The sequence below is a fragment of the Thioalkalivibrio sp. AKL7 genome (assembly GCF_000381705.1).
Classification (GTDB): domain Bacteria; phylum Pseudomonadota; class Gammaproteobacteria; order Ectothiorhodospirales; family Ectothiorhodospiraceae; genus Thioalkalivibrio; species Thioalkalivibrio versutus.
In genome coordinates this window covers 45904-67000 of record NZ_KB906953.1, presented here as the reverse complement: position 1 = coordinate 67000, position 21097 = coordinate 45904, and the positions used below count along the sequence as shown (strand labels likewise).

The window sequence follows — 21097 nt, the reverse complement described above, 5'->3', positions numbered from 1 at the left end:
TGCAAGGGAGTTCGCATGACCTTTCGCTCTTTGAGTCCCCGTCTCGCCGTGATGGCCCTTTGTTTCGGGCTGGCGGCGGCCCCCGTCGTGGCCAGTGCCCAGGCCTTTGTCGAATTTCCCGGCCGCAGTCTTTACGAGCGATTCGGCGTGGATGCCGTGGACCTGTTCGATCTGCGGGGCCAGTTGTCGCGCTCCACGGTGATCGATGTCCGCCCGCGTCTGGAATACGACATCCTGCACATCGAGGGGGCCCATCATGTACCGCTGGGCGCTCCGGATTTCGAGGATCAGGTACGGGCCCTGGAAGAGCAGCATGGCGGGCCCCTGGTGTTCTACTGCAACGGGCGCGAGAGCTACATGTCCTATCGCGCTGCCGCGCGGGCCAACGCGGCCGGGCTCGGTCCGACCCAGGCCTATGACGCCGGCGTCGCGGACTGGGCAGACCGCTACCCGGGGCTGGCCATGCTCCGCGGCGAGCCGATCGAGGACCCCGAGACCCAACTCATCACGGACGAGGCCTTCGAGGCGCGGTTGCTGGATGCCGACACCTTCGCCCGTCGTGTTCGCAACGACGACAATGCGGTGGTTCTGGACGTGCGCGGCAACGAGGAGCGTGACGAGATCTCGCTGTTTGCCGGGCGCGAGATGTCGGCCCCGTTGGAGAACATCGATACGCTTAACCGCATCCTCGGCCAGGCCAACCGGGATGGTGATGCGCTGTTGATCTTTGACCAGAACGGTCAGCAGGTGCGCTGGTTGCAGTATCACCTGGAGGAACGCGGCATCGAGAACTACCACTTCCTGGAAGGCGGCCTGCAGCAATTCTACGATGAGGTGATGGCGCGCTGATTGGCGGTCTCACCGCTTGCCCACGTTAAAAAGGGCCGGGATCATATGATCCCGGCCCTTTTTTCTGGAGCGGTATCAGCGACGAAACAGCGCCAGGAGGATCGTGATCACCACGCTGACGATGATCATCGTGGTGAGCGGGAAGTAGAAGCGGGCGTTCTCGCGTTCGATCACGATGTCACCCGGGAGCCGGCCCCAGGGGATTTTTCCGAGCCATGGCCACAGCAGACCGATCAGGACGATCAGCCCGCCGATGATGATCAGCCATTTGCCCGTCGCGTTCACCGTGGCGGACTCGACCCGCTTAACCGGCGGTCATCTCCTCGACGCCCGAGGCGGAGCCCACCAGCATGACATCCGCCGAACGGCGGGCGAACAGTCCGTTGGTCACGACGCCGGCGATATGGTCCAGCTCGGATTCGAGCTCCACGGGGTTCATGATGCGCAGGTTGTGCACGTCGAGGATCACGTTGCCGTTGTCGGTCTTGAAGCCCTCGCGCAGTTCCGGGTTGCCGCCCAGCTTCGACAGGGCGCGGGCCACGTGGCTGCGCGCCATCGGGATGACCTCGATCGGTAGCGGGAAGGCTCCCAGATAGTCGACGACCTTGGTTTCGTCGACCACGCAGACGAAGGTCTTCGACGCCGCCGCGACGATCTTTTCGCGGGTCAGCGCCCCGCCGCCGCCCTTGGTCAGGTGCAGATGCCGGGTCGCCTCGTCGGCCCCGTCGACGTAGATCGGCAGCGGACCGGCGGAGTTCAGGTCCAGTACCTCGATACCGTGGCCGCGCAGGCGCTCGGCGCTGGCCTCGCTGGAGGCCACGGCGCCATCGATCTTGCCCTTGATGCCGGCCAGGGCGTCAATAAAGTAGTTCGCGGTGGAACCGGTGCCCACACCCACGATCCAGCCGCTCTCGATCCGTTCCAGCGCCGCCTCGGCGACCGCCTTTTTCATTTCGTCCTGATTCATCACCGTCTCCCGAATATTCTGTCCGTAACCCATTGAGGATACCGACTGCTCCGTCCCCGGGACAAGCGGAAGCGTTAAGGCCTCGCATGCTATCGTTTGGGCCATGAAATTCCCCTATCTCGAGAAGATCCTGACGGCACGCGTCTACGATGTCGCGCGCGAGACGCCACTGGACCCGATGCCGAATCTGTCGGAGCGCCTTGGCTCCACGTTGTGGCTGAAGCGCGAAGATCTGCAGCCGGTGTTCTCGTTCAAGCTGCGTGGCGCCTACAACAAGATCGCCCAGCTGACCCCGGAGCAGCGCGCAAAGGGCGTGGTCGCCGCCTCCGCCGGCAACCATGCGCAGGGCGTTGCACTGGGGGCCAGTCACCTCGGCATCAAGGCCGTGATCGTGATGCCAGTGACCACGCCGTCGATCAAGATCGACGCGGTGCGCCGGTTCGGTGGCAAGGCTGTGCTGCACGGCGACTCCTTCGACGAGGCGGCCGCCCACGCCCGCGAACTGGAACAGAAACACGGCTACACCTTCATTCATCCGTTCGACGATCCCGACGTGATCGCCGGGCAGGGCACGGTGGCGATGGAGCTATTGCGCCAGCACCCGGGCGAACTGGACGCGGTGTTTGTCTGCATCGGGGGGGGCGGATTGGCGGCCGGCATGGCGGCCTACATCAAGCGCCTGCGTCCGGAGATCAAGGTCATCGGCGTGGAGCCGGACGATGCGCCCTCAATGTACAAGGCGCTGCAACAGAACCGCCGGGTCACCCTCAAGCAGGTCGGGATCTTTGCCGACGGTGCGGCTGTGCGTCAGGTCGGAAAGGAGACCTTCCGTCTGTGCCGCGACCTGATTGACGAGGTCCTCCTCGTGGACACCGACTCCATTTGCGCGGCCATCAAGGACATCTTCGATGACACCCGCGTGGTGGCCGAGCCGGCCGGGGCCCTCGCGGTGGCCGGGATGAAGCAGTACATCCAGCGCGAGGGCCTGCAGGGCGCGAACCTGGCGGCGGTACTCAGCGGGGCCAATATCAACTTCGATCGCTTGCGCCACGTGGCCGAGCGCGCCGAGATCGGCGAGCATCGCGAGGCCCTGTTTGCGGTCACCATCCCCGAGCGTCCGGGTAGCTTTCGCCAGTTCTGTCAGGCGATCGGCAAGCGCGGAGTCACCGAATTCAACTACCGCTACGCGGATGACGAGAAGGCCCAGGTCTTTGCCGGTATCAAACTGGAGGGGGGCGACGCCGAGCGCCAGGAAATCCTGTCGGCCCTGGAGCAGGCGGGTTACGACGTTCTGGACATGACCGAGAACGAGGTGGCCAAGCTCCATCTCCGGCACATGGTCGGCGGCCACGGTGGCGAGGTCCGCAACGAACGGATTTACCGCTTCGAGTTTCCGGAGCGACCCGGCGCGCTCCTGAATTTCCTGACGCACATGGGGCAGACCTGGAACATCAGCCTGTTCCACTATCGCAACCATGGCGCCGCCTATGGCCGCGTGCTGGTCGGCATGCAGATCCCCGCCGAGGATCGGGCGCGCTTTCGTGCTTTCCTGAAGGAGGTCGGGTATCCATGGCACGAGGAGACCGGGAATCCGGCCTACTCCCTCTTCCTGCGCTGACCGCGTCTCGCCCGCCCGCCTGATTGTGGCTGGTCCGGGTTCGTCGTCCGGTGTTTACGGTGGCGCCGGTCCGCATACTGCCACGCGCTGACTCGCCAGCGCGCCCCGAGTTACTTCTTTGCTCGTGCAAAGAAGTAACTGTCAGGTCTCAGGTGGTTACCTACCGTCGGAGAAGGAGCCGCTGTTTCGAGCTCGGGAGTGGCTAGCTACCCTGTTGGCAGAGCCCCACCGGAGGTGATTCGATGTCCAGTGCGATTCACGTGAACGCCCGTACCACCCCGCGGACCCGGCGCGAGATCCAGCAAGCACCGCCGTCGGTCCGTCACCGGGACCTGGCACGCCGCCTGGGCATCAGTCGCCATACGGTGATGAAGTGGCGCCACCGGGAAGACACCCAGGACCGGTCTCACCGCCCGCACCAGATGAAGACGGCCCTGACGCCCGGAGAGGAAGCCATCCTCATCGCGGTACGCGAGTGGCTGTGGCTGTCGCTGGATGATCTGCTGGTCGTGGCCCGCGAGTTCGTGCAGCCGGACCTGAGCCGCGCCGCCCTGGACCGCTGCCTGCGCCGCCACGGCGTGGCCAGCCTGAAGGCGCTGCGGCAGCAGGCCGAGGGGGAGCCGGCGCCACCCCGCAAGGCCTTCAAGGCGTACGTCCCGGGCTTTGTGCATGTGGATGTGAAGTACCTGCCGAAGCTGGCTGAAGAGTCCTCGCGTCGCTATCTGTTCGTGGCGATCGATCGGGCGACTCGCTGGGTCTATCTCGAAGTTCGTTCATCCAAGTCCGGGGCGGCAGCGCGAGACTTTCTGAAACGGCTGCTCGAACGGGCACCGTTCTACGTCACGCATGTACTGACCGACAACGGCAAGGAGTTCACCGACCGTTTTGTGGTCACCGGAGAGCGCCAGCCGACCGGCCGTCACCCATTCGACCGGCTGTGCGCCGAACACGGCATCCAACACCGCCTGACCCAGCCCAGAAAGCCCCAGACGAACGGGATGGTCGAGCGCTTCAACGGGCGCATTGCCGATCTCCTGCGCACGTACCACATCGACTCCAGCGAGCAGATGCAGGATGCCCTGTACCATTACCTGTACTTGTACAACCACGCCATCCAGCAAAAGGCCCTGGGTCACCGAACGCCCGTAGCGGCCCTCAAGGCGTGGCAGCAAACCCACCCCGACTGCTTTCGAAAACGCGTTTATAACCAGCCGAGACCTGACAAGTAACCAAGAAACACGCCCGACTGCCGCGACCCCGGCCCGCTGCGCGGGCCGGGGTTTCCCTCGCTCCGAGGCTTTTCGCGGGCGGCGCTGAACTCGCTACGCCTTCGGCTTCGCTCAGACATCCAGCGCCTTGAATCCCGCGAAAAGCCTCTCCACTCGGCGCGACGACAACGGGGAGGTAGGTCAAGACAATTGCGATCCGAAGGCCTGCGCCATTGGTTGGAGGTAGGCTGTTCCCGCATCTTCGGCACGCTCGGCCTTTGGCCGTTGCGTGCCGCGCCCGCGAAGCGGGCGCCGGGGGGCGTAGGATGTGATGAGCGCAGCGAATCGCATCAGGGTTTCGCACGACGTGGGGAACGGTGCGTTTCGCTGCGCTCAACCGCACCCTACCGGATACCGTCGGTTTTGACCTTCGCCTCCCGTATGGAGCCCCTTGCGGAAGGGTTCTCGGGCCGGCCCGTTTTCTACAACTTCGGGGCGCTGGATGTCTGAGCGCAGCGCAGCGAGTTCCGCGCCGCCGGCCCGAGGACCCTGGAGCAAGGTTCCCGGGCGGAATCCGGGTGCGCCTCGAAGGGTACTTTCTTGGGCAAGCAAGAAAGTACCTCGCGGCGCGCTGGCGAGACAGCGCACGGCAGTATGCGGACCGAAGCCACCGTAAACACCGAGCGATGGACCATGGCCAGCCACAACATGGCATATGCGGCCGGATGGAAGGCGGGTGCCCGGAAGGTGGCGCGCGGTAGCGGCCGGGTCAGGTGGGGCAGGGTGTCTGCCAGGTCGTCACGCGGGCGGGATCGCCGTCGGTGTTGTCGAGGCGGGCGAGGGTCATGCGGTTGCCCCAGACGCAGCCGCTGTCCAGGGCCAGCCAGTCCGGTCCGACGCGATGTCCGAGTGCGGCCCAGTGGCCGAACGCGATCGGGTGGCCGGCGGCCGCGCGGCCGGGTACCTGGAACCAGGGGGTGAGGCCGGATGGGGCCTCTTCCGGCGGGCCGTTGCCGGCGAATTCCAGCGCCCCGTCGGCGGTGATGTAGCGCATGCGGGTGAAGGCGTTGATGGTATAGCGGGAGCGGTCGTAGCCGTCCAGATCGGGGCTCCACAGCGTCGGTTCATCGCCGTACATGACCTCGAACAGCGCCTGACGGCGGGCGGGGTCGCGTAGATCGGCCTCCACGCGCCGTGCCTCGGTCTGCGCTGTGTCCGGGTCCCAGGCCGGCGGGAGGCCCGCATGCACCAGCATCCAGCCGCTGGCCGTGTCGGATTGCAGTAGCGGGCGCCGCGCCAGCCAGTCCAGGAGGTCGGCGGCGTCCGGGGCGTCCAGCACCGGGCGCAGGGTGTCCTTGCCGCCGGGGGGGCGCACGCCTTCGGCGGTGGCCAGCAGGTGCAGGTCGTGGTTGCCCAGTACCGTGGTGGCGGCATCCCCCAGCGCCCGGACCCGGCGCAGGCAGCCGAGCGAGTCCGGGCCACGGTTGACCAGGTCGCCGACCAGCCATAGATGGTCGGCCGCCGGGTCGAAGCGCACCTTCTCCAGCAGGCGTTCCAGCGGGTCCAGGCAGCCCTGGAGGTCGCCGACGACGTACAGTGCCATCGAGCCGCCTAGTGCAGCGTGCGCGGGACGGATAGCGTGAACGGCGGGATCGGCGCGTCGAAGGTGTTGCCGCGTTCGTCGCGCATGCCGTAGCTGCCTTCCATGGTGCCCACCGGGGTCTCGATCACCGTGCCACTGGTGTACTCGAAACTGTCACCGGGCTCGATGCTGGGCTGTTCCCCGATCACGCCCTCGCCGCGTACCTCCTGCGTCTGGTCGCGGCCATCGCGGATGATCCAGTGGCGGTTGAGCAGTTGCACGGTCAGCGCCCCCGCGTTGCGGATCACCACGTGATAGGCGAAGACATAGCGGTCGTCATCGGGTTCCGACTGGTCTTCCACATAGGCAGTGGAGACCTCGATCTCGATGGTGTGGGCTTCGGTGTCGTGCTCTTGGGGCTGGTTCATGCGGTTGCGGCTCCAGATTCGTGAGCGGGAAACGCCCGTGCGCGGGGCAGGCCCGGCATCAGGGTTTCACGGACCGGCTGGCGTACACGGCAGCGCCGAGCAGGCCCGGTTCGGGGTGCATGATAAGGGCCACGGGCAATTGCTCAAGCAAGTGGGTCATCGGTGGGCGATTACGGAAGGTGCTACGAAAGCGTGGTCCGCGGAACGCCTCGAGCCAGCGCGGGGCGATGCCACCGGCCAGGAAGACCCCCCCGCTGGGGAGTGCGGTCAGGGCCATGTCAGCCAGTTGCCCGGCGTAGACACCGACGAAGCGATCGATGACGGCTTGAGCCGCGGGGTGCCCGGCGAGCGCCAGTTCGCCAATCGCCGCGGCGGGTTCGGCGGTCTCCAGGGCCTGCGCCAATTCCGGGTCAGGCTGGCGGTCGAGCTCGAAATGCCCGATGCGGGCGATCCCGCGACCGCTGAGCAGATGCTCGCGTGTGCAGTATCCCAGTTCGCGGGCCACGAAATCGCCCAGTGCGGCCTCCTCCGCCCCGCTGGGCGAGAAGCGCGCGTGGCCGCCCTCGCCGGGAAAGATGGTGGCGGCGCCGGGCGGGCCCACCAGACAGGTGCCGAGTCCGGTACCGGCGCCCGCGACCAGGCGCAGGCCGGCGGGATCGTGCGCTCCTTCCTGCAGGGTTTCGCAGTCCTGTGGCTGCAGGGCGTCGAGGCTCGCGCCGATGGCGGCAAAGTCATTCAACAGGGTGACGGGCAGACCCAGGTGATCCGCGAGCGTGGTGGTGTCCAGCGCCGTCCAGGGCAGGTTCGTGACGCGCGCCCGGCCGTGATGCACGGGGCCGGCCACCGCCAGACCCGCCGCAGCAAAGGTATCCACTGTCGCAACCTCGGTGCGCCAGCGTTCGAGGATGCTGGCCAGGTCGGGGTGTTCGCGGCTGCGGTAGCGCTCGCCCTCGTGCAAAGACCACCCGTCCGCATCGCGGTGGGCGCGGGCAACGCGGGTATTGGTTCCGCCAACATCGGCAACGATCAGGTCCATGGGCCCATGGTAGCGGATCGCGGCCGCCGGCTGTTCAGGGGGTGGCGGGGTGGAGGCGTCGAGCCAGGGCCTCGAAGCCGGTGATGTCGATGTTCTCCGGGCGCTCGCCCGGATCCAGGCCGGCGGCCTCGAGATCGGCGATCTCGGCCAGGCCGGAGAGACCGCGGCGCAGGGTCTTGCGGCGGCTGGAGAATGCCTGATTGACCACCCGTGCGAAGGTTGGGTACAGCGTCGCCGCGACGCGCGGTTCGGCCAGGGGCGTGATGCGCACGACGCTGGAGTAGACCTTGGGTGGGGGGTGGAAGGCCCCGGGGGGCACGGTGAACAGGGCGGTCGCCTCGGCGCGGGCGGCCAGCATCACCGTCAGGCGCCCGTAGCGCTTGCTGCCGGGGGCGGCAGTCATGCGCTCCACGACCTCGCGTTGCAGCAGGAAGTGCATGTCGCGGATCGCGCCGACCTGATCCAGCAGGTGGAACATCAACGGGGTGGAGATGTTGTAGGGCAGATTGCCGACCACACGCCAGCCCCGCTCGGGCAACGCGCCGAGGTCGGATAGCTGCATATGCAGGGCGTCGCCCACGTGCAGATCCAGGCGTTCTGGGGGGAAGCCGGCGCGCAGGCCGGCCGCCAGGTCGCGGTCGATCTCCACCGCGACCAGATGCTCAAGGCGCTCCAGCAGGGCGGCCGTCAGGGCGCCACGGCCAGGACCGATCTCCAGCACGGCATCGCCGGGTTGCGGGGCGATCGCCGCGACGATGCGCGCGAGGATGCCGGCATCGTGGAGGAAGTTCTGGCCGAAACGCTTGCGGATCGGCGACGAGGTCTTGATTCGGGTCATGCCCTGGGGGTGCTCCGGCGTGCGGCGGCTCGCGCCGCGAGGGTTTCGGCCAGGCGTTCGGCGGCCTGGAAGCTGCCGACCTCGGCGCGCCCGGTGCCGGCCAGATCCAGTGCCGTGCCGTGGTCCACCGAGGTGCGGATGAAGGGCAGGCCCAGGGTGACATTGATGGCGCTGCCGAAGCCGGCATGCTTGAGCACCGGCAGTCCTTGATCGTGGTACATGGCGAGCACGGCGTCGACGCCGTGCAGGGCGCGCGGGGTGAATGCGGTGTCGGCCGGGAGTGGCCCGCGCAGACGCATGCCGACTTCCCGCAGGCGGTCCAGGGTGGGGGTGATGATCTCGATCTCCTCGCGTCCGAGGACCCCATCCTCGCCGGCATGCGGGTTCAGCCCGCAGACGGCGATCACCGGGTCGGCGATACCGAAGTCGCGCTGCAGGTCGTGATGCAGGACGCGGGTCACGGCCTCCAGGCGGTCTGCGGTGATGGCGTCGGGGACCGCGCGCAGTGGCAGGTGGGTGGTGACCAGCGCGACCCGCAGGCCCTCGGTGGCCAGCAGCATCACCGGCATCGGCGCGCCTGCGCGCTCGGCCAGCCACTCGGTGTGACCACTGAAGGCGATCCCGGCGCGGTTGATTACGCCCTTGTGCACCGGACCGGTGACCATCGCCTCGAAGGTGCCGTCGAGGCAGCCGGCGGCGGCCGTGGCCAGCAAGGCCAGCACGTGCTCGGCGTTGGCCGGGTCCAGGGTGCCGGCGACCACCGGGGTTGCCACCGGTACGGGCAGGATCTCCAGGGTGTGGGCCGGGGTGACCGCGCGCGGGCGTTCCGGGTCGAAGTGGATCAGGCGCAGGGACTCGCCGAGCTGGCGGGCACGGGCCTCGAGGACGTCCGGGTCGGCGATGGCGACGCGCTGCGCGTGGCCGCGCTGCCGGGCCATGGCGATCAGGAGATCGGGCCCGATGCCGGCGGGGTCGCCGGCGGTCAGGGCCAGGCGCGGGACCGCGTGGGCCCCGCGCGGATCAGGAGCCGAAGCCGTCGACCCGGTATTCGACATAGGCCTCGTCCCGCAGGCGGCGCAGCCACAACTCGAGTTCTTCCTCGCGCTTGCGGTTTTGCAGGATCTCGCGGGCACGGGCCCGGATCTGTTCGCGCGAGGTGTCGACCTCGCGGCGTTCCAGGACCTCGATGATGTGCCAGCCGAACTGGCTCTCCACCGGTTCGCTGACGACGCCCGGTTCCAGGGCGTCCATGGCCTCCTCGAATCCGGGCACCAGTTCGCCCGGGCTGACCCAGCCGAGGGTGCCGCCCTGGGCGGCCGAGCCGGGGTCGTCCGAGTTGGCGCGTGCCAGGTCCTCGAAGCTCGCGCTCTCGCGGATGCGGTTGTACAGCGACTGCGCCTGGCGGCGGGCGTCCTCGTCGCTGCGCACCTGGTCCGGGCTGATCAGGATGTGGCGCACGCGGGTCTGCTGCACGCGCGTCTGGTCGCCGCCCTCGCGGTCCAGCAGTTTCATGATGTGGAAGCCGCCGGGCGAGCGCAGGACCTCGCTGATCTCGCCTGTGCGCATCAGCACCGCTTCGCGGGCGAACATGCCGGGGATTTCGCCGGCCGAGCGCCAGCCGAGGTCGCCGCCTTCCAGGGCCTGAGGGCCTTGGGACTCGCTGATCGCGACGGTGGCGAAGTCCTCGCCCTCGCGCACGCGCTGGCGCAGCGCTTCGGCCTTCTCGCGTGCCTCGGCGATCTGGCTGGCATCCGCGCCCTGGGGCAGGGGGACCATGATCTGCGCGATGCGGTAGCGCACGCCGCGGTCGATCGCGCCGCTCTCGGAGGCGATCAGGTCGGCGATCTCCGGGTCGGAGACGCGGATGCGCTGATCGACCTGGCGGCGCTGCAGCTGGTTCACAGTCAGTTCGTGGCGGATCTGTTCGCGAAAGGCGTTGAAGTCCACCCCGTCCTGCATCAGGGCCTGACGCAGTTGCGGCAGGGTCATGCGGTTCTCGCGGGCGATGTTCTCCATCGCGCGGTTCAGGGTCATCTCGTCGATGTTGATGCCGACGCGCTCGGCCTCCTGCAGCTGCACGCGCTCGACGATCAGGCGCTCCATGACCTGACGCGCCAGGGTGTCCTGATCCGGCGGGCGAGTGCCGCGCTCGACCATCTGCTGGGCGATCAGGTTCATGCGTTCCACCAGTTCGCGCTGGGTGATCACGTCGTCGCCCACCACGGCCAGGATGCGGTCGGTGAAGCGGTCGCCCTCCGGGGTAATCGGGGCGGCCGGGGCCCCGCGGTCGCGGGCGGCCCCGGGGGTGACCGGGGCCTCGACCGCGCCCTGCGAGAGGTCGCCGGCCGCGGGCGCGGTCGTCTGGGCCATCGCCGGCAGGCCGAGGCCGTAGACCAGGGCGGCCAGCAGCGGCAGCAGGGCGCGGGCCTTGCCGCGGCGGCGTTGTTCAGGGACGTGCGTCATATCCGGCAATACCCTCGCGCAATAGCGAATCCACGCCGGAATCGAACCGTGCCAGGCCGTCCAGCGTGAGTTGGAAGTAGATCGAGTTGTCGTAGGTCTCGTCGAAGGAGAGCGCGCGGCGTGCGACCACGCGGATACCATAGCAGCAACTACGATACTGAAGCCCGGCCAGAAGTTCGAGATCGCGTTCCTCCTGCAGGCTGTAGTTCCAGCGCCCGATGGCGTCGATGCGCTCGGTGACCGGCCACATCACGGAGACATCGGTCTGGTCGATGGAGCGCACGCCGGCCTCGCGCTGGCGGTAGCCCACGTTGATCCGGGCGCGTTCGCGCGGGCTGTAGCCGACCGAGACCGCCGCCAGGGTGGTCTCGCCGGCATCCTGGTTGTAGAGAATGGACCCGCGACCGTCCCAGGCGTCGCCGATGCGGACCCGGCCTTCCAGGGCCAGGTCGGAGGTGGAGGCGTCCAGTACCGGGGCGTTGGGGTTGCGCCGGACTTCGCGGTCTTCCAGGTAGTGGATCTGCCCGGCAGACAGGCTCAGGCGTTCGCGCCCGGTCTGCTGGTCGAGGATGCGGGTGGTCAGGGCGGTGGTGACCTGATGGGTGTCGCCCACCCGGTCGGCGCCGACGAAGCGGTCCAGGCTGAACAGGTTGTCGAAGCTGAAATCGGCCTCGCCGGTATCGAAGATCGGGATGTCATTCTGGTCGCGAAAGGGCACATAGCCGTAGAAGATGCGCGGTTCCAGGGTCTGCAGGCGCTGGCCGCCCGCGATGGGGCGCTCGAAGATCAGCCCGGTGTCGATGGAGGCCCGCGGCACGGTGCGGCTGATGGATTCCGGACGGTCGTCCTGGCCGCGGCGGTCCAGCTCGTAGCGGGTGTGACGAACCCCGACGGCGGGTTCGAAGAAGAAGCCACCGGTGTCATGGCGCCAGCGGACCTCGGGGTTCAGGTCGAGGCGGGTGCCCAGCGGGCGCGCGGACTGTGTTTCACTGCGCGCGAAGCGCACCAGCTCGGTGTCGAGGTCCCAGGACAGGCCATGGCCCAGGTATTCCCCCGCCTCCAGGGTGATCTGTGGCAGGCGCTGGTAGGGCTCGCCGGCGTCGCTCAGATCGGGGTCGACGATCTGGTAGTCCTCGATACGCGTGCGCAGGCGATAGGCCGGCTGGTTCCAGGTCAGGTCGGCGGAGCGCCGAAGATAAGGGGTGGAACCGGCGTAGCGGTCGGAGTTGCCGAAATCGAAGAAGTATTCGCGGTCGGAGACATCCGCGGCGTCGAGGCGCAGGTTCAGATTGGAAGTAATCCGGGTCTGATGGCGCCACTGGGCGAAGTGGCGGTCTTCGCCGGTCTCGCGGTCATCCGGCAGGTAGCGGACGTCGAGCACACCATTGTGCCGGGGCTGCAGATAGCGGAACTCGGTGCCCAGCATTACGCCGCGGTCGGCCATGATGCGCGGGGTAAAGGTCGCGTCGTAGTTGGGCGCGATGTTCCAGTACCAGGGGGTCGCGAGATCGAACCCGGTGCGCCCGCCGGTACCCACACTGGGCAGAAGGAAGCCGCTCTTGCGGCGATCATCCAGCGGGAAGTTGATGTACGGGGTGTAGGCGATGGGCACGCCCTTGAAACGGATCGTCGCGTTGCGGGCCACGCCGACGCCGCTTTCGCGGTCCAGCTCCAGGTCGCCGGTGCGCAGCCACCAGGAGTCGTTGCCGACCGGGCAGGTGGTGTATTCGGCGTCCTCGAAGTCGTGGCGGTGCGGGGCATGCTGAACGCCGCGTTCGGCGCTACCGCGTGCCGGGATGGACTGCACCAGGAAATCGATTCGGCGGAACTCGCCGGTCTCCGCGTCCAGGCGGTACTCGCCGCCCTCGGTGTGCAGCAGCAGGTCGCCGTCGAACAGCCGGGTGTCGCCCTCGGTGCGCGCAGTGCCGGAGGCGCGGTCGTATTCGAGGAAGTCGGTATCCAGGCGTCGCCCGGCCTCGAACAGGTGCACGTTGCCTGTGGCCGAGATGCGATCGCCGTCGCGGCGGACGTGATCGGCGTCAATCTCGGTCAGGCCGCCCTCGAGGGTACGCAGCTCGGGCCATTCGACCCCCGGGGCAAACGCACATCCCGACGGGCGTTCGTCGGCGGGCCCGGTTACGGGGATCAGGCCGGCGGCCGCCAAGCCCAGGCTCACCGCGACCTGCCGCGCGATCGGGTGACGGCGAGGCGCGGAGCTGGCGGGCCGGCGGCTCATCCCGAATTCAGGACAGCAGCTGGCGGATCTCGTCGAAGATCAGCTCGATGTCGCGGGTGCCGTTGATGTGCTTGAGCAGGCCATGACCGTCGTAGTACTCGATCAGCGGCTGGGTCTGTTCCTCGTAGACCTTGAGGCGGTTGACCACGGTCTCTTCGTTGTCATCCGCGCGGTGGACCAGGTCACCGCCGCACAGGTCGCACACGCCCTCTTTCTGTGGCGGGAAGGTATGGGTGTTGAACACTGCGCCACAGTCGCCGCAGGAGACACGCCCGGTCAGGCGCTGCTTGAGTTCCTCGAACGGGACGTCGATCTGGATCGCGCGGTCGAGCGGCGACTCGATGTCGGCCAGCATGGTATCCAGGGCCTCGGCCTGGGCGACGTTGCGCGGGAAGCCGTCGAGGATGAAACCCTTCTGCGCGTCGGGTTCCTGCAGGCGATCGCGGATCAGCCCCAGCACCAGGTCGTCGGGGACCAGCTGGCCGGCATCCATCGCGCTCTTGGCCTGCTTGCCGAGTTCTGTCTCGGCGGCGACGGCGGCACGCAGCAGGTCGCCGGTGGAGATCTGGGGGATGCCGAAGGTGGCGACCATCTTCTTGGCCTGGGTGCCCTTGCCGGAACCGGGGGCGCCCATCAGGACGATACGCATAGCTGACTCCTGCCGGGTGCCGCGCCGAACCGCAGGACTAGCCGGGAACGGGGGCGGCACGGTGAATGGCGGTGGCGAAACGGGGCTGGTCACTGAAGACGCAAACCGTTTCCCGAGCGCGGTCTTATACCGCCTGAAGGTGCTTGCCCGCAACCGTTGGGGCCGCTGGCCGGGTGCCCTTGAGGTGCGTGTCCCCTGTATAATGCCCGGCTAGCCAAACCAACTTTTGGGAAGCAAGCATGGACATGAACCAGATCGAAGCCGGCAAGGATCTCCCCAATGACGTCAACGTCGTGATCGAGATCCCCGCCCACGGGCAGCCCGTCAAATACGAGATCGACAAGGACAGCGGGGCCCTGATGGTTGATCGCTTCATGACGGTCGCGATGTTCTATCCGTGCAACTATGGGTTTGTTCCGCACACCCTGTCGGAAGACGGCGATCCGGTGGATGTGCTGGTGGTCACCCCGGTGCCGCTGATGCCGGGTTCGGTGGTGCGTTCGCGTCCGATCGGCGTGTTGCAGATGACCGACGAGGCGGGTGTGGACGCCAAGATCCTGGCCGTGCCGGTGACCAAGCTGCATCCGCAGTACGAAAAGTATCAGGGGCCGGAGGACGTGGGTCAGGAACTGCTGGACTCGATCAAGCATTTCTTCGAGCACTACAAGGAGCTGGAGAAGGGCAAGTGGGTCAAGGTCGAGGGCTGGGCGGACGCCGAGGCGGCCAAGGCGGAGATTGTTGCCAGCTACAAGCGTTTCCAGAAGAGCAAGATCTGACGTCGCCACCCGCTGCATGCAGCGCGAGGCCAGCGCCGGGCCGCCCCCTTGGGGCGGTCCGGCGTTTGCGTGGGCGGTGGTCAGCGGGGGTCACGGCCCCGTGACCCCCTGAAATGGCCGAACGCGACGCCTACGGCGAGGAACAGCAGGACCGCGAACGCTTTGCCGTGCGCATCCTGCTCGCGCTGGTGATCCTGGCGGTCATCCTGCTGGCACTGGGCTGGCGGCTTTCGGGCCTGCAGGTCGGTGCGCATACGCACTTCACCACGCTCTCGGAGAACAACCGCCTGCGGGTGGAACCGATTGCCCCCACTCGGGGGGTAATCCGCGACCGCAATGGCGTGCTTCTGGCGGGCAATCGCGCGTCCTATCAGCTGGAGGTCACGGTCGAGCAGGCCGGCGATCTCGATTCCCTGCTCGCTCGCCTGCGCGGTTACGTGGAGCTAAGCGAGGCGGACGTCGAGCGGTTCCAGCGCGGGGTGCGTCAGCGGCGGCCGTTCCAGCCGGTGTTGCTGAAGGCCGGCCTGGACGACGAGACGGTGGCGCGGATTGCGGTTTCGCGCCACGAGCTGCCCGGGGTGGAGATCGAGGCGCGGCCGCTGCGGTTCTATCCGCTGGGGTCCAAGTTCTCGCATGCGGTCGGCTATGTCGGGCGCATCAACCAGCAGGACCTGCAGCGGGTCGACGGGCGTGCCTATGCCGGCACTTCGCATATCGGCAAGAGCGGCGTCGAGCGCTACTACGAGGATCTGCTGCACGGGCGGCCGGGCTATCGCCAGGTGGAGGTGAACGCCCAGGGGCGCGTGATCCGCGAACTCTCAGTGACCCCGCCGCAACCGGGCACGGACCTGACCCTGACCCTGGACGTCAACCTGCAGCAGGCGGCCTATCGGGCGTTGGCCGGGCGGGACGGGGCCATCGTGGCCGTGGATCCGAATAATGGCGAGGTGCTTGCGCTGGTCAGCGCCCCCGGTTTTGATCCCGAGTCGTTCGTCCACGGCATCTCGCAGGCCGACTTTGCCGCGGTGCGTGACGACCATCGCCGGCCCCTGTTCAACCGCGCCCTGAGTGGCCAGTACCCGCCGGGTTCGACGATCAAGCCGCTGGTGGGTCTGGCGGCCCTGGACGAAGAGGTGACCACCGCCGAGCGCGAGATGTTCGCCCGCGGGTATTTCCAGCTCCCGGGGCATGAGCGGCGCTATCGCGACTGGCGTCGCGAGGGGCATGGTCGCGTGGACATGTCGCGCGCCATCGCGGTGTCGTCGGACGTCTATTTCTACGACCTGGCCCACACCATGGGGATCGACCGCATGGTCCCGATTCTGGGGGCCTTCGGGATCGGGCAGCGGACCGGGATCGATTCCACCGGGGAGCGCCCGGGCATCCTGCCCAGCCGCAACTGGAAACGGGCCACGCATGACCAGGTGTGGTTTCCCGGCGAGACCCTGATCACCGCAATCGGTCAGGGCTATATGCTGTCGACCCCCCTGCAGATGGCCGACTTCACTGCGGCCCTTGCGGCCCGTGGCGAGCGCTATCAGCCGCACCTGCTGCGCGCCATGGACAACGGAGTGGGTGAACCCGAATATCGCTTGCCCATGCTGCGGGATCCGGTAACGGTCGACGAGAAACACTGGGACGCCATCCATGGCTCGCTGGTGGAGGCCGTGAACGCGCGTCATGGCACCGCCTGGGGTAGCGTCGGCAGTACCCGGCCGGAGTACACCATCGCCGGCAAGACCGGTACCTCGCAGGTGTTCAGCCTGGGCGAGGACGAGGAATACGACGAGGAGGAACTGGCGCGGCGCCTGTGGGACCATGCCCTGTTCGTCGGGTATGCCCCGGCCGAGGATCCGCGCATCGCGGTGGCGGTGCTGGTGGAGCACGGCGGTTCCGGTGGCCGGGTGGCGGCGCCGGTGGCCCGCGAGGTGATGGATGCCTATCTGCTGGAGGGGGCGGGCATGACGATCGATGTCCCGGAGGACGAATGATCAGCGTGACCGGCCGCGAGATGTCCGCCAGCCAGTGGGTATTGCGCAGCCTGCGTCTGGACAGCGTGCTGCTGGTGCTGCTGTCCATCCTGCTGCTGCTGGGGCTGGCGATACTGTTCAGCGCCACCGGCGAGAGCGTGGTCGCCCTGGAGCGACAGGTCATGCGGATCGGCCTGGGGGTGGCCGCCATGCTGCTGGTCGCCCAGGTGTCCATGCATGCCCTGCGAGCGATCTCGCCATGGCTCTTTGTAGCCGGTGTCCTGCTGTTGCTGGCGGTGATGTGGGCCGGGGATGTTGGCAAGGGCGCGCAGCGCTGGCTGGATCTCGGCTTCATGCGCTTCCAGCCTTCGGAGATCATGAAGCTCGCGGTGCCGATGATGGTGGCCTGGTACCTGTCCCAGCGGGATGGACGTCCGCGCTTCCGCGACCTGGTGGTGACCGCGGCGCTGATCCTGGCGCCGGTCTATCTGATCATGCAGCAACCGGATCTGGGCACCTCGATGCTGGTCGGGGCCGCCGGGTTCCTGGTGATCTTCCTTGCGGGGCTGGGCTGGCGCTGGTTCGTTGGGCTTGGGGTCACGGCGGCCGCCGCCATCCCGATCCTGTGGTCGCAGATGCTGGATTATCAGCGCCAGCGGGTGCTGACGCTGTTCAACCCGGAGTCCGATCCGCTGGGCGCCGGCTATCACATCATCCAGTCGAAGATCGCCATCGGGTCCGGCGGGCTGTATGGCAAGGGCTGGCTGAACGGGACCCAGTCGCAACTGGAGTTTCTGCCCGAGCGTTCCACCGACTTCATTTTTGCGGTCTACGCCGAGGAATTCGGCTTTATCGGTGTCGCGCTGTTGCTGCTGCTGTATTTTGCGATTGTTGCGCGTGGGCTCTGGATTGCCGCGCTGGCACAGCAGCGTTACGCCCGATTGCTGGGCGGGAGTATCAGCCTGACCTTTGCGGTCTACATGGTGGTCAATATCGGCATGGTGACCGGCCTGTTGCCGGTGGTCGGCGTGCCGTTGCCCCTCGTCAGTTACGGGGGGACTTCGCTGGTGACCCTGATGGTCGCCTTCGGTATTCTCATGAGCATAGCCTCCCAGAAACGCCTGGTGAATCGATGAGCCTGAACTTGCGCCCCGTGTGGGCCCGCATTGTCCGCCCGACCCTGTTACGGACGGGGCTGGTCCTGTCCCTGGCTGCCGTGTCCCTCCCGGTCGCGGCCGAAAGCGAATTCCGTGCCGGCGATCCGCCGTATCTCGAGCGCGACGAGGTGCAGGCGTTCATCGACGAACAGGTGGAGGCCGGCCGCGACCGCGAGGCGCTGGAGGCAATGTTTGCCGCCGCCGACCCCCAGCAGCGCATCCTCGACCTGATCTCCAGCCCGGCCGAGGCGCGGCCGTGGAAGGACTATCGTCCGATCTTCATCACCGACCAGCGCATCGAGCGCGGTCGCGACTTCATGGAAGAACACGGCCGCTGGCTCAAGCGCGCCGAGGATCGCTTTAGTGTGGAGCCGAAGATCATCGCCTCCATTATCGGGGTCGAGACCTACTATGGCCGCAACACTGGCGGCTTCCGCGTGTTCGATGCCCTGGTGACCCTGGGCTTCGACTACCCGCCGCGATCGGATTTCTTCCGCCGCGAGCTGGGTGAATTCCTGACCCTGGTGGACGAGGAAGGCCTGGATCCGCGCGAGACGCGCGGATCCTACGCCGGGGCCATGGGGCGCGGACAGTTCATCTCGTCCAGCTATCGCCACTACGCAGTGGACTTCGACGGCTCCGGTCAGCGTGACCTGTTGAACTCCTGGCCGGACGCGATCGGCTCGGTGGCCAACTATTTCCGCGAGCACCACTGGAACCATGGCGAGCCGGTGGTGGCGAAGGCGCGGGTCGAGGGGGATGCCCACGAGGCCCTGATCAGCCGTAACTATCAGGCCCGCTTCGGTCTCGACGAACTGGCCGAGCACGGCATTTATCCCGACGAGGCCGTGGACGAGGATGGCGAGTATTCCTTCATTCGTCTCGAGGGCGATGACGGTTACGAGTACTACCTGGGATACCCGAACTTCTACGTGATTACCCGCTACAACCGGAGCCCGCTGTATGCGATGGCCGTGCACCAACTTGCCGAGGCACTGGCCGACTAGTCCGGCCTCCGGGCCTGCGCCCGGGGCGCTCCTGCTGGGGTTTGTGTTGCTGGCGCTGGCTGGCTGTTCCGGTACCCCGGAGCGTGACCCGCGCCCGCTGGGGGACGCCGCCTACGACAGTTACCCCGATGCGGCCGACGTGCCGCAGGATCTCGCCTTGATCCCGGAACCGGAGCCGCGCAACGAGCCGCCCAGCCGCTATGGCAACCCGTCGGAATACGAGGTGTTCGGGCAGCGTTATCGCACCCTGCGGACCAGTGACGGCTTCGAGGAAGAGGGCATTGCCTCTTGGTACGGCACGAAATTCCACGGCCGGCGTACGTCCAGCGGCGAGCCCTATGACATGTATGCGATGACGGCGGCACACAAGTCTCTGCCGCTGCCAAGCTATGTCGAAGTCACCAACCTGGAGAACAACAAGCAGGTGGTGGTGCGGGTGAATGATCGCGGGCCATTTGTGGATGGGCGCATCATCGACCTTTCCTACGCTGCGGCCCATCGCATCGACATGACCGATGCCGGTGTGGCTCGGGTGCGGGTGCGCTCGGTGGGGCCGGGTGATACCGAGTCCGACGACCGAGTTGCGGCCGCGCCGGCCGCGGGGCCCGGCGTCGATGTGGCCGCCGTGACCTCGCCGGAACGGGTGGCCGAGCGAGCCCCCGAACCGCTACCGGAGACAGCAGACTCCGGGATGCCCGCCGCCGTGTCCAACGGCGAGGGCGCCGGGGGCGGGCGTTTTGTCCAGGTCGGGGCGTTTTCCGAGCGCCAGTCCGCGGAACAGGTGCGCGAAGATCTGCGCGCCCTGGGTTTCGACCCGGTTCGTATCTCCACCCTGGGGCGGGACGACGGTGCGGACCTCCATCGCGTGCGGATTGGCCCGCTGGCGGATGGCGATGAGGTCCGCGCGATCACGGATCGCCTGCAGGGTGCGGCGCACGTTGATTACCGCGTGGTCGAGAACGCCCAGTAAAGGCTCTGCCGCTGTTGTTTTTCCGGCCCGTCCCGGGCCCCACTCTGCTATCGTAGACCGGTCCTTAAGGAGGTCCTTCCCTGCCATGACTCTGTCCGTCCGCATTCCCTTTTTGCCGTTTCTGGTGGCCTGCCTGCTCGCGATGCTGGTGCTTGCTCCGGTGCACGCGCAGGAACAGCAACTGCCCGTGGCCGGGGATGGGGCGAACACCCCCAGCGGGATCCCGCGCCCGCCATCGGATGTGACGGCGGCGAGTTATGCGCTGATGGACTTCGACTCCGGTCTGATGCTGGCCAGTCGCGAGCCGCAAGTGGAGCGCGAGCCGGCCAGCCTGACCAAAGTGATGACTGCCTACGTGGTGTTCGGCGAGATCACCGAGGGCCGCATGGCGCTGGACGATACGGTCACGGTGAGCGAGCGTGCCTGGCGCACCGGGATGACCGGGGCATCGCGGATGTTCATCGAGGTCGGCGAGGAGGTCGCGGTCGAGGACCTGTTGCGCGGCATGATCGTCCAGTCCGGGAACGATGCCTCTACCGCTCTGGCCGAGCATGTGGCCGGCTCCGAAGGGGCCTTTGTCGACATGATGAACTCCCAGGCTCGTGAACTGGGGATGCGCCAGTCCTATTTTGCCAACCCGCATGGCCTGCCTTCCGAGGAGTCGCAGTACACCACTGCGCAGGACATGGTGCTGCTGGCGCGGGCGCTCATTCGCGATTTCCCGGATCTCTATGGCTACTACAGCGAGCGGTCCTTCGAGTACAACGACATCTCCCAGAGCAACCGCAATATGCTCCTGTGGCGCGATTCCGGCTTTGATGGGCTGAAGACCGGCTGGACCTCGAGCGCCGGGTACAACCTGGTGTCGTCGGCCAAGCGCAATGATCGTCGCCTGGTGGCCGCGGTGATGGGCATCGAAGCGCCCGACCATCAGCAGGGCGGGACCCGCCGTGCGAACGAATCCCAGGCGCTGGTGAACTGGGGTATGCGTTTCACCGCGACCCGCAAGCTGTTCGAAGGGGCGCACGAACTGGGAACGCCACGGGTCTACCGCGGGGCGGATACCGAGGTCGCCGTGGGGCTGGCCGAGGACTTCTGGGTGATGGTTCCGCCGGGGCGTGAGGACGACCTGGACGCCTCGATGGAGGTCCACCAGCCGTTGGAGGCACCGCTGGCGGCGGGCGACCCGGTCGGTGAGGTGGTCGTGCGCCTGGATGGCGAAGTGATCCGTACCCAGCCACTGGTTGCGTTGCACACGGTGGAGCAAGGTGGCCTCGTGCGCCGCCTGTGGGATGGGGCGGCGCTGGGTATCCAGGCGGCCTGGCCGTTCTGACACGCAGGTT

General features: G+C 67.3%; 20 protein-coding genes. 10 read left to right on the top strand and 10 right to left on the bottom strand.

Features of this window, described 5'->3' with window-relative positions; translation table 11 throughout:
• The first annotated feature begins 15 nt into the window (after window positions 1-15).
• Window positions 16-849, top strand: a complete 834-nt coding sequence (locus tag G315_RS0110740; RefSeq protein ID WP_019594654.1) for a rhodanese-like domain-containing protein — start codon at window positions 16-18, stop codon at window positions 847-849.
• A gap of 75 nt (window positions 850-924) precedes the next feature.
• On the opposite strand, the gene G315_RS0110735 is transcribed toward G315_RS0110740, so the two are convergent.
• The gene (locus G315_RS0110735; protein WP_018144100.1) at window positions 925-1134 is read right to left on the bottom strand and encodes a DUF2905 domain-containing protein; all 210 of its coding nucleotides are present in this window, start codon (window positions 1132-1134) and stop codon (window positions 925-927) included.
• Window positions 1135-1153: 19 nt separating this feature from the next.
• Window positions 1154-1816: a ribose-5-phosphate isomerase RpiA gene (gene rpiA, locus G315_RS0110730; protein ID WP_026313012.1), complete on the bottom strand. Its 663-nt coding sequence runs from the start codon at window positions 1814-1816 to the stop codon at window positions 1154-1156.
• A gap of 103 nt (window positions 1817-1919) precedes the next feature.
• Here rpiA and ilvA point away from each other — a divergent pair, with 103 nt between their 5' ends.
• The 3 genes from ilvA to G315_RS14765 all read left to right on the top strand — a co-directional run bounded on the left by ilvA (window position 1920) and on the right by G315_RS14765 (window position 5152).
• Window positions 1920-3434 carry a threonine ammonia-lyase, biosynthetic gene (gene ilvA / locus G315_RS0110725; protein ID WP_019612500.1) on the top strand — a complete coding sequence of 505 codons (1515 nt, stop codon included), beginning with the start codon at window positions 1920-1922 and terminating at the stop codon, window positions 3432-3434.
• 242 nt (window positions 3435-3676) lie between these two features.
• The gene (locus G315_RS0110720; protein ID WP_019612499.1) at window positions 3677-4663 is read left to right on the top strand and encodes an IS481 family transposase; all 987 of its coding nucleotides are present in this window, start codon (window positions 3677-3679) and stop codon (window positions 4661-4663) included.
• A gap of 216 nt (window positions 4664-4879) precedes the next feature.
• Window positions 4880-5152, top strand: coding sequence for a hypothetical protein (locus tag G315_RS14765; protein WP_081624473.1), 273 nt, complete (start codon window positions 4880-4882; stop codon window positions 5150-5152).
• 259 nt (window positions 5153-5411) lie between these two features.
• On the opposite strand, the gene G315_RS0110715 is transcribed toward G315_RS14765, so the two are convergent.
• From G315_RS0110715 to G315_RS0110680, 8 genes are read right to left on the bottom strand one after another with little or no spacing between them, the layout of a single operon-like run.
• Window positions 5412-6245: a symmetrical bis(5'-nucleosyl)-tetraphosphatase gene (locus G315_RS0110715; RefSeq protein WP_018144097.1), complete on the bottom strand. Its 834-nt coding sequence runs from the start codon at window positions 6243-6245 to the stop codon at window positions 5412-5414.
• A gap of 8 nt (window positions 6246-6253) precedes the next feature.
• Window positions 6254-6652 (bottom strand): Co2+/Mg2+ efflux protein ApaG, encoded by a 399-nt coding sequence (gene apaG, locus G315_RS0110710; RefSeq protein WP_018144096.1) that lies wholly within the window; start codon window positions 6650-6652, stop codon window positions 6254-6256.
• Window positions 6653-6710: 58 nt separating this feature from the next.
• Window positions 6711-7688, bottom strand: a complete 978-nt coding sequence (locus tag G315_RS0110705; RefSeq protein WP_018144095.1) for a glucokinase — start codon at window positions 7686-7688, stop codon at window positions 6711-6713.
• A gap of 34 nt (window positions 7689-7722) precedes the next feature.
• The gene (gene rsmA / locus G315_RS0110700) at window positions 7723-8526 is read right to left on the bottom strand and encodes a 16S rRNA (adenine(1518)-N(6)/adenine(1519)-N(6))-dimethyltransferase RsmA (RefSeq protein ID WP_018144094.1); all 804 of its coding nucleotides are present in this window, start codon (window positions 8524-8526) and stop codon (window positions 7723-7725) included.
• A complete protein-coding gene (gene pdxA, locus G315_RS0110695) occupies window positions 8523-9581 on the bottom strand; it encodes a 4-hydroxythreonine-4-phosphate dehydrogenase PdxA (RefSeq protein ID WP_019612498.1) in 1059 nt (352 codons plus the stop codon). The genes rsmA and pdxA overlap by 4 nt, the downstream gene beginning before the upstream one ends.
• Window positions 9547-10989: a peptidylprolyl isomerase gene (locus G315_RS0110690; protein WP_019612497.1), complete on the bottom strand. Its 1443-nt coding sequence runs from the start codon at window positions 10987-10989 to the stop codon at window positions 9547-9549. Before G315_RS0110690 ends, pdxA begins: the two co-directional genes overlap by 35 nt.
• Window positions 10973-13225 carry an LPS-assembly protein LptD gene (locus G315_RS0110685; RefSeq protein ID WP_018144091.1) on the bottom strand — a complete coding sequence of 751 codons (2253 nt, stop codon included), beginning with the start codon at window positions 13223-13225 and terminating at the stop codon, window positions 10973-10975. The genes G315_RS0110690 and G315_RS0110685 overlap by 17 nt, the downstream gene beginning before the upstream one ends.
• A gap of 7 nt (window positions 13226-13232) precedes the next feature.
• Window positions 13233-13874, bottom strand: a complete 642-nt coding sequence (locus G315_RS0110680) for an adenylate kinase (protein ID WP_018144090.1) — start codon at window positions 13872-13874, stop codon at window positions 13233-13235.
• A gap of 239 nt (window positions 13875-14113) precedes the next feature.
• Between G315_RS0110680 and ppa the strand changes: the two genes are divergently transcribed.
• The 6 genes from ppa to G315_RS0110650 all read left to right on the top strand — a co-directional run bounded on the left by ppa (window position 14114) and on the right by G315_RS0110650 (window position 21087).
• A complete protein-coding gene (gene ppa, locus G315_RS0110675; protein ID WP_018144089.1) occupies window positions 14114-14650 on the top strand; it encodes an inorganic diphosphatase in 537 nt (178 codons plus the stop codon).
• A 113-nt stretch (window positions 14651-14763) separates the two neighbouring features.
• Window positions 14764-16641, top strand: a complete 1878-nt coding sequence (gene mrdA, locus G315_RS0110670) for a penicillin-binding protein 2 (RefSeq protein WP_019612496.1) — start codon at window positions 14764-14766, stop codon at window positions 16639-16641.
• Window positions 16638-17756 carry a rod shape-determining protein RodA gene (gene rodA, locus G315_RS0110665; protein WP_019612495.1) on the top strand — a complete coding sequence of 373 codons (1119 nt, stop codon included), beginning with the start codon at window positions 16638-16640 and terminating at the stop codon, window positions 17754-17756. The genes mrdA and rodA overlap by 4 nt, the downstream gene beginning before the upstream one ends.
• Complete coding sequence (gene mltB / locus G315_RS0110660) at window positions 17753-18784, top strand: lytic murein transglycosylase B (RefSeq protein ID WP_018144086.1); 1032 nt, start codon at window positions 17753-17755, stop codon at window positions 18782-18784. The genes rodA and mltB overlap by 4 nt, the downstream gene beginning before the upstream one ends.
• Window positions 18741-19754, top strand: a complete 1014-nt coding sequence (locus G315_RS0110655) for a septal ring lytic transglycosylase RlpA family protein (RefSeq protein ID WP_081624472.1) — start codon at window positions 18741-18743, stop codon at window positions 19752-19754. The genes mltB and G315_RS0110655 overlap by 44 nt, the downstream gene beginning before the upstream one ends.
• A gap of 85 nt (window positions 19755-19839) precedes the next feature.
• Complete coding sequence (locus G315_RS0110650; protein ID WP_018144084.1) at window positions 19840-21087, top strand: D-alanyl-D-alanine carboxypeptidase family protein; 1248 nt, start codon at window positions 19840-19842, stop codon at window positions 21085-21087.
• Window positions 21088-21097: the final 10 nt, after the last annotated feature.

Bases quoted from the DNA above. Each gene is read 5' to 3' on its own strand.
- G315_RS0110740 (WP_019594654.1), top strand. From the start codon at position 16: ATGACCTTTCGCTCTTTGAGTCCCCGTCTCGCCGTGATGGCCCTTTGT.
- rpiA (WP_026313012.1), bottom strand. From the start codon at position 1,816: ATGAATCAGGACGAAATGAAAAAGGCGGTCGCCGAGGCGGCGCTGGAA.
- ilvA (WP_019612500.1), top strand. From the start codon at position 1,920: ATGAAATTCCCCTATCTCGAGAAGATCCTGACGGCACGCGTCTACGAT.
- G315_RS0110720 (WP_019612499.1), top strand. From the start codon at position 3,677: ATGTCCAGTGCGATTCACGTGAACGCCCGTACCACCCCGCGGACCCGG.
- G315_RS0110715 (WP_018144097.1), bottom strand. From the start codon at position 6,245: ATGGCACTGTACGTCGTCGGCGACCTCCAGGGCTGCCTGGACCCGCTG.
- apaG (WP_018144096.1), bottom strand. From the start codon at position 6,652: ATGAACCAGCCCCAAGAGCACGACACCGAAGCCCACACCATCGAGATC.
- G315_RS0110705 (WP_018144095.1), bottom strand. From the start codon at position 7,688: ATGGACCTGATCGTTGCCGATGTTGGCGGAACCAATACCCGCGTTGCC.
- rsmA (WP_018144094.1), bottom strand. From the start codon at position 8,526: ATGACCCGAATCAAGACCTCGTCGCCGATCCGCAAGCGTTTCGGCCAG.
- pdxA (WP_019612498.1), bottom strand. From the start codon at position 9,581: ATGTCGAATACCGGGTCGACGGCTTCGGCTCCTGATCCGCGCGGGGCC.
- G315_RS0110690 (WP_019612497.1), bottom strand. From the start codon at position 10,989: ATGACGCACGTCCCTGAACAACGCCGCCGCGGCAAGGCCCGCGCCCTG.
- G315_RS0110685 (WP_018144091.1), bottom strand. From the start codon at position 13,225: ATGAGCCGCCGGCCCGCCAGCTCCGCGCCTCGCCGTCACCCGATCGCG.
- G315_RS0110680 (WP_018144090.1), bottom strand. From the start codon at position 13,874: ATGCGTATCGTCCTGATGGGCGCCCCCGGTTCCGGCAAGGGCACCCAG.
- ppa (WP_018144089.1), top strand. From the start codon at position 14,114: ATGGACATGAACCAGATCGAAGCCGGCAAGGATCTCCCCAATGACGTC.
- mrdA (WP_019612496.1), top strand. From the start codon at position 14,764: ATGGCCGAACGCGACGCCTACGGCGAGGAACAGCAGGACCGCGAACGC.
- rodA (WP_019612495.1), top strand. From the start codon at position 16,638: ATGATCAGCGTGACCGGCCGCGAGATGTCCGCCAGCCAGTGGGTATTG.
- mltB (WP_018144086.1), top strand. From the start codon at position 17,753: ATGAGCCTGAACTTGCGCCCCGTGTGGGCCCGCATTGTCCGCCCGACC.
- G315_RS0110655 (WP_081624472.1), top strand. From the start codon at position 18,741: ATGCGATGGCCGTGCACCAACTTGCCGAGGCACTGGCCGACTAGTCCG.
- G315_RS0110650 (WP_018144084.1), top strand. From the start codon at position 19,840: ATGACTCTGTCCGTCCGCATTCCCTTTTTGCCGTTTCTGGTGGCCTGC.